The sequence below is a fragment of the Nocardioides sp. P5_C9_2 genome, from assembly GCF_054049555.1.
This window is the reverse complement of record NZ_JBFUMD010000186.1, coordinates 1-6741: the sequence shown is the minus strand read 5'-3', so window position 1 is coordinate 6741 and position 6741 is coordinate 1. Positions and strand designations below refer to the sequence as shown.

The 6741-nt window shown below is 72.8% G+C and carries 5 protein-coding genes and 1 pseudogene; 4 read left to right on the top strand and 2 right to left on the bottom strand.

Annotated features, from left to right (window positions below; all coding sequences use genetic code 11):
* Together ACXJKL_RS10940 and hutH are read right to left on the bottom strand one after the other, a co-directional pair.
* Nucleotides 1–373: pseudogene (locus tag ACXJKL_RS10940) on the bottom strand (urocanate hydratase); the annotation flags it as partial.
* Nucleotides 370–1932, bottom strand: a complete 1563-nt coding sequence (gene hutH / locus ACXJKL_RS10935; protein WP_457207078.1) for a histidine ammonia-lyase — start codon at nucleotides 1930–1932, stop codon at nucleotides 370–372. The pseudogene ACXJKL_RS10940 and the gene hutH, both read right to left, overlap by 4 nt.
* Nucleotides 1933–2100: 168 nt before the next feature.
* On the opposite strand from hutH, the gene ACXJKL_RS10930 reads away from it, so the two are divergent.
* The 4 genes from ACXJKL_RS10930 to ACXJKL_RS10915 all read left to right on the top strand — a co-directional run.
* On the top strand, nucleotides 2101–2835 hold the full coding sequence (locus ACXJKL_RS10930; RefSeq protein WP_457207077.1) for a hypothetical protein: 735 nt from the start codon (nucleotides 2101–2103) through the stop codon (nucleotides 2833–2835).
* Nucleotides 2836–2862: 27 nt separating this feature from the next.
* Nucleotides 2863–3612, top strand: coding sequence for an IclR family transcriptional regulator (locus ACXJKL_RS10925; RefSeq protein WP_457207076.1), 750 nt, complete (start codon nucleotides 2863–2865; stop codon nucleotides 3610–3612).
* A gap of 341 nt (nucleotides 3613–3953) precedes the next feature.
* Nucleotides 3954–5369 (top strand): hypothetical protein, encoded by a 1416-nt coding sequence (locus ACXJKL_RS10920; protein ID WP_457207075.1) that lies wholly within the window; start codon nucleotides 3954–3956, stop codon nucleotides 5367–5369.
* Between the two features lie 152 nt (nucleotides 5370–5521).
* Nucleotides 5522–6741 (top strand): 4Fe-4S dicluster domain-containing protein (locus ACXJKL_RS10915; RefSeq protein ID WP_457207074.1); only part of this gene is annotated, 1220 nt, incomplete at its 3' end.

Genomic DNA, 6741 nt, shown 5'->3' with positions numbered 1-6741 from the left:
TCGTCAGCCCGAGGTCCTCGAGCCGGCGGAACTCCTCCCAGTTGGCCCAGTCGCCGACCAGGTTGGAGTTGGCGATGAGCACGCGCGGCGCCCACTCGTGGGTGCGCATGACGCCGACGGGCTTGCCGGACTGCACGAGCATCGTCTCGTCGTCCTCGAGGTCGCGCAGCGTCCGGACCAGGGCGTCGTACGCCTCCCAGCTGCGGGCCGCCCTGCCGGTGCCGCCGTAGACGACGAGGTCCTCGGGGCGCTCGGCGTTGGCCGGGTCGAGGTTGTTCATCAGCATCCGCAGCGGGGCCTCGGTCTGCCACGACTTGGCGGACAGCTCGGTGCCGGTGGCGGCGTGGATGGGGAGCCGGGGGTTGTCGGTCATGCGAGTTCTCCGATCACGGACTGGGCGGCGGCGAGGACCGCGCCACTGGCGACGAGCGAGACGGCGGTCTCGATCTCGGGTGAGAGGTACCGGTCGGGGCCGGGGCCCTCGATCCCGGCACCGCGCAGGAGTCGTACGACGGCCGCGGTGGCCGGGGCCGGCGCGAGCTCGCGCATGTCGAGCGCCCGGGCCGCGGTGAGGACCTCGATGGCCACCACGCGGGTGAGGCCGTCGACCGAGCGGCGCAGCTTGCGGGCCGCCGACCACCCCATCGAGACGTGGTCCTCCTGCATGGCGCTGGAGGGGATGGAGTCCACGCTCGCCGGGACGGCGAGGCGCTTGAGCTCGGAGACGATCGCGGCCTGGGTGTACTGCGCGATCATGTGCCCGCTGTCGACGCCGGGGTCGCTGGCCAGGAACGGGTTGAGCCCGTGGCTGCGCGCCCGGTCGAGGAACCGGTCCGTACGTCGCTCGCTGATCGAGGCGACGTCGGCGGCGACGATCGCGAGGAAGTCGAGCACGTAGGCCACCGGGGCGCCGTGGAAGTTGCCGTTGGACTCGACGCGTCCCTCCTCGGCGAGGACCACCGGGTTGTCGACCGCGCTCGCGAGCTCGCGGCCGGCGACCAGCGCGGCGTGCTCGACCGTGTCGCGGGCCGCGCCGTGGACCTGCGGCGAGCAGCGCAGGGAGTAGGCGTCCTGCACCCGGTTGCAGTCGCCGGTGCGGTGCGAGGCGACGATCGCGGAGTCGGCGACCAGCGCCACGAGGTTGGCGGCCGACAGGGCCTGGCCGGGGTGCGGGCGGATGGCTTGCAGCTCGGGGGCGAAGACCCGGTCGGTGGCGAGCTGTCCCTCGACGCTCATCGCGGCGGCGATGTCGGCGGTGCGCAGCAGCATCCGCAGGTCGTTGATCGCCATCACGAGCATGCCGAGCATGCCGTCGGTGCCGTTGATGAGCGCGAGGCCCTCCTTGGCGGCGAGCTCGACCGGCGTCAGTCCGGCGGCGGCGAGCGCGTCGGCGGCGGGCATCAGCGTGCCGTCCGCGTCGCGCACCTCACCCTCCCCCATCAGGGCCAGCGCGCAGTGCGACAGCGGGGCCAGGTCGCCCGAGCAGCCGAGCGAGCCGTACTCGCGGACCACCGGGGTGATGCCCGCCGACAGCAGATCGGCCATCAGGCGCGCGGTCTCGCGGCGGACGCCGGTGTGCCCGGTCGCCAGCGTGGACAGGCGCAGCAGCATCAGGGCCCGCACCACCTCCCGCTCGACCTCGGGGCCGGAGCCGGCCGCGTGGGAGCGGACCAGCGAGCGCTGGAGCTGGGCGCGCATCTCGGTCGGGATGTGCCGGGTCGCGAGGGCGCCGAAGCCGGTCGAGATGCCGTACGACGGCGTGGCCGCGGCGGCGAGCTCGTCGACCACGGCCCGAGCCCGGTCGATGGCGGCCAGCGCGTCGTCGCCGAGGTGGACCGAGGCGCCGTCGCGGGCCACCGCGAGGACATCGGCGAAGGAGACGGGGCCGACGCCGACGACGACGGGGCCGGGGTGGGAGGTGGTGTCACTCATGCCCTCATCCAATCCCTCCGCGACGGCGGAGGACAGGGGCGCACGGCCGAGCTCGTCTCGGATCCGAGACCTCATCCCAGGGGAGGTATCTCGCGGACGAGACACGCGCCTAGGGTGACGGGAGGTGCGGCGCCGCCCGAGGACGCCGTACGGGAGCTAGGAGCAACCGTGACCACCCAGCAGATCATCTGGACCGTCGTCATCGTCGTGGCCGCGTTGGCCCTGATCGGGTTCATCGTCTCGTCGATGCGCAAGAGGAGCCGGCGGGCCAACGAGACCCGGGCCGGTGAGCTGCGTCAGGAGGCCCACCAGAGTGCCGCCGTCATCCCGGACGCGCAGGTCCGCGCCAAGGAGACCGAGGCGGAGGCGGAGCGGGCTCGCCTGGAGGCCCAGCACGCCGAGGAGCGGGCGCGGGCCGCTCGGACCGAGGTCGTCCAGCACGAGGCCGTCGTCGAGGAGCAGGTCCGTGAGGCGGACCGCCTCGACCCGAGCGTCGACCACCGCTCCAGCGACTACACGCCCGACACGTCCAGCGTCATCGGCTCCCACGCCGCCGAGCGGACCGAGCCGGAGGGCGCGGACCCGCACCCGTCGGGCGCCTCCACCGGCACCCACGCCGGCGAGCGCACGGAGACGACCGGGACGTCGACCACCGGTGACCCGGAGACCATCTTCGACAGCCGCGAGTCCGACACCACGTCCACCGACACCACGTCCACCGACACCACGGACACCCGGACGACCGAGACCGTGCCGACCGACCCGTCCACGGACACCCGGACGACCGAGACCACCGCGACCGACCCGTCCACCGGCACCCGGTCCACGGGCGAGCCGGACTGGACCGACCCCGAGCAGCGCGACGGGGGCACCGGTCCCACCGGGGGCTCCCACCGCGCCTGAGCGACGCGCACGGATCGGGCGGTTCGCATGAGCCAGGTGCCGGCCGCGTCGCGCGCCCTGCGGGTGCTGCGGTTCCTGGCCAGCCAGCCCGATCCGGTGCCGCTGGACCGGATCATGCGTGCCTGCGACCTGCCGCGCAGCACGGCGTACCACCTCGTCAACACGATGATCGACGAGGGCTTCGTGGTGCACCTGGCCGACGACCGGCGCTACGGGCTCGGCGTCGCGGCCTTCGAGGTCGGGACCGGCTACGCGCGCCAGGAGCCGCTGGGTCGCATCGCCCGGCGACCGCTCGCGGCGCTGGTCGACCAGACGGGGTACGGCGGGCACCTCGCGGTCCTGCACGGTCGTGACGTCCTCTACGTCCTCGAGGAGCGGGCGCCCGGACGTCCGCCGCTCGTGACCGACGTCGGGGTCCGGCTGCCCGCCCACCTCACGGCGAGCGGGCGCGCGATCCTGATGTCACTGCCGGCCAGCCAGGTCCGCGCGCTCTACCCCCACCGGGACAGCTTCGTGGACCGGGTCGGGACCGGCCCGACCTCACCCAGCGCGCTGCGCACCGTGCTCTCGGAGGCCCGGCAACGCGGTCACGCCGTGGAGGACGGCGAGGTCAGCCCCGGGCTGGGCAGCGTCGCTGCCCCGGTGCTCGACCACAACCGGCACCCGGTGGCCGCGGTCGCGCTGACCTTCCCGGTCGATGACGAGGTCGAGGAGGACCGCCTCGCAGGCGCCGTGCGCGCGACGGCACAGGCTTTGACGCGTCGCCTCGGCGGCTGACGCAGGGGGCGCGGGAAACCCGCCGGACACAAGGAACGCCGGGTGGTCCATGACCACCCGGCGTTTCTCTTGTCTGCGATCGAGTTGACATCGTGACTGCGGAGCGGGCCCATGTTCCCGTGCCGCGGACCCCCCCGGATCCGTGATGCTCTTCGAACGCCTCGCCTGGCCGAAGCCTGCGATCTCGATGGGACAACCATCGCAAGGGACCCTCCACGGCTCTCCCACCACAGATCCACCACTCGGTAACAATCCGGTAGCCGCGCAGGGAGCGACGCCCTGGTTGCGTCCTACACTCCGAGGGCGCGCACGGGGCGCGCACGCACACGGGGGTTCATGACGTGACGCATCGCTGGACAGCTGCCCACGCACTGCTCGCCGGACTGGTCGCCGGGCTGGTCGCTGCCGCCGGGATCGTCGTGCCGGCACAGGCCGCGACGCCGCAGCCGACGACGTCGGTCTCCCACCACCACGCCGAGCGAGCAGCCGGCTCGCCCGCCGTACGCCGGGTGACGCGCGGCTACCACGACCGCCAGGTGCGGATGGGCGACAAGCGCCAGCGCCTGGTCCTGGCCTTCCACGGCACGCGCGGCGACCGGGTCGACCTGCTCGACGAGTCGTGGTTCCCCTACGACCTGTGCGCCCGGATCGCCCTGAGCCGCGACGGCCGACGGGTGTCGCGCAACGCGCTGGCGCACTTCCGGCTGCCGCGCACGGGCTCCTACGTCTTCCGCTACACGCCGTGCCGCACGGCCCCCCGCAGGCACTCGCTGCGCCTGACGCTCGTCGACATGGTGTCGCCCACGACCGAGGTGCAGCGCCTGCCCCGCCGCCGCGGAGTCCTGTACGCCGCCCCTATGCGAGTGCCGTCCGCCGGGATGCTCGCCGTCGCCGACCCGGCCGGCCGGGGATTCTCGGCCCTCGCGACGCGCGGAGAGGTCGAGGGCTTCAACGGGCCCGTCGCCAGCCTCGTGCTGCGTCCGGGACACGCCCCACTCACCGCGGACACGTTCGACCCGAGCCGGTACCGGGTGGCCCGCACCACCGCCGGGCAACGCGTCGCGCTGCTCCACCGTGGCGGTGGCGCGGTCGTGGCCGGCGTCCCCGCCCAGCACCCCACGACGTACGACGGCCCTGCCGTGGCGCCGGCGGGTCCCCTGCCGCAGACGCTCACCTTCGAGGGGCGCCCGGGCGCCTGGCTCCGGGCGCAGGACGGCTCGGACACCGACGACGCGGCGTACGCGAGCGTGCTGCTCGGCCCCGACGGGACCCCCCGACGGCCTGCCCCCCTCCACACGCTCCCCTTCCGTGGCCCGACCGGCCTGTGGCGGCTCCCGACCGCCGGGTCCTGGACCCTGCTCTTCTTCCCCGAGCCCACGCTGCCCTCCTCGACGGCGGGGGCACTGCGCGCGGCGGGGGTCACCGTGCTGCCGCCGATCCGGACCGACGACGTACCCACGACGTTCGTCGCGCCGGCTCCGGGCCGGGCGGTGATCGCACCCGCCGAGACCGGAGGCTTCCTGCGACTCACGACGGCCTACCCGGGTGGCCCGCTCGCCGCCTACGCGGGCGCAGCCGAGACCCCCGTCTGCGCGGCCGACGGCCCGCTCGGCTGCGCAGACGGGGCCTACGCCACGGTCAGCGTCGACCACCCGGTCGACATGAGCCCCTTCTTCGGTTGGGTCTACGTGCCCTTCACCATCCGCGAGACCGGGCCGATCGACCTGCAGGTCACCAGCCGGCTCGACCGGCCCTGACGAGGACACGTCACCTTCCGGCGTGAAGTTACCGGCAGGTAGGATCCCCGTGTAGGCGAGACGCCGCGCGCCCCCGGCGCGGCACCGCACTACGCTCGCCTGACGTCCGCACGTCGGGATGTCGGACCCGCCGAACCGAGGAGCAACACCTCATGCAGATCATCGCGATCGTCGTCTCCTTCGCCCTCACCGTGGCGGCGGTGGCACTCCTCGTGCCCGCCGTGCGGAAGATGCTGGGAGTCATCCGCAGCGGCCAGCCCGCTCCGGGGCGCAGCGGCAACCCGGGCGGTCGTGCCGTGACGATGCTCAAGGAGACGTTCCTCCACACCCGGATGCTGCAGTGGCACTGGGTCGGCATCATGCACTGGTTCGTCTACGCGGCGTTCCTGTTCCTCAGCACCGCGGTGCTCGCTGCGTACTTCCAGCTCTTCATGCCGGACTTCGCGTGGCCGGTGGTGGGGCACTGGTACCCGTTCGAGTGGTTCAGCGAGGTCATCGGCCTGCTGTCCACCGTCGGCATCGTCTTCCTGATCATCTACCGCCAGAAGCACCACCCGCGCAGCCTCGGCCGACAGAGCCGGTTCTTCGGATCGACGATGTGGCAGGCGTACTTCGTCGAGGCCCTGGCGCTGCTCGAGGGTGCGGCGATCCTGTTCGTGCGCGGTGCGGAGTGGAAGCTCGACGAGGAGGCCGGGCGGTCGCACTACCCGATCTCGTCGTGGATCGGTGACGCGCTCTACCCCGTGGAGCCGTCCTCCCTCGAGAACCTCATCTACTTCATCGCGATGTTCAAGATCGCGCTCGCGATGGTCTGGCTGATGGTCATCGCCCGCAACATCACCATGGGCATCGCCTGGCACCGGTTCACTGCCTGGTTCAACATCTTCTACAAGCGCGAGGCCGACGGCAGCACCGCGCTCGGCGCGATGAAGCCGCTGACCTCCGCCGGCGTACCGGTCACCCTCGACGACCTCGAGGAGCTCGACGAGGACTCCACGCTGGGCGTGGGTCAGGTCGAGGACTTCTCGTGGAAGGGCATGCTCGACTTCACGACCTGCACCGAGTGCGGTCGCTGCCAGTCGCAGTGCCCCGCCTGGAACACCGAGAAGCCGCTGTCGCCCAAGCTGCTCATCACCGCGATGCGCGACCACGCGTACGCCAAGGCGCCGTACGTCCAGGCAGGTGGCGAGGGCAGCGAGGCGGCGACCGCGCTGCTGGAGAAGGACGAGGTGCTGGCCCGCGAGGCCGCCCGTCCACTGGTGGGGGACACCGGTGACGAGTGGTTCTACATGCCTGAGGACGGCTCGGCCGTCATCGATGCCGACGTCCTGTGGAACTGCACGTCGTGCGGCGCCTGCGTGCAGCAGTGCCC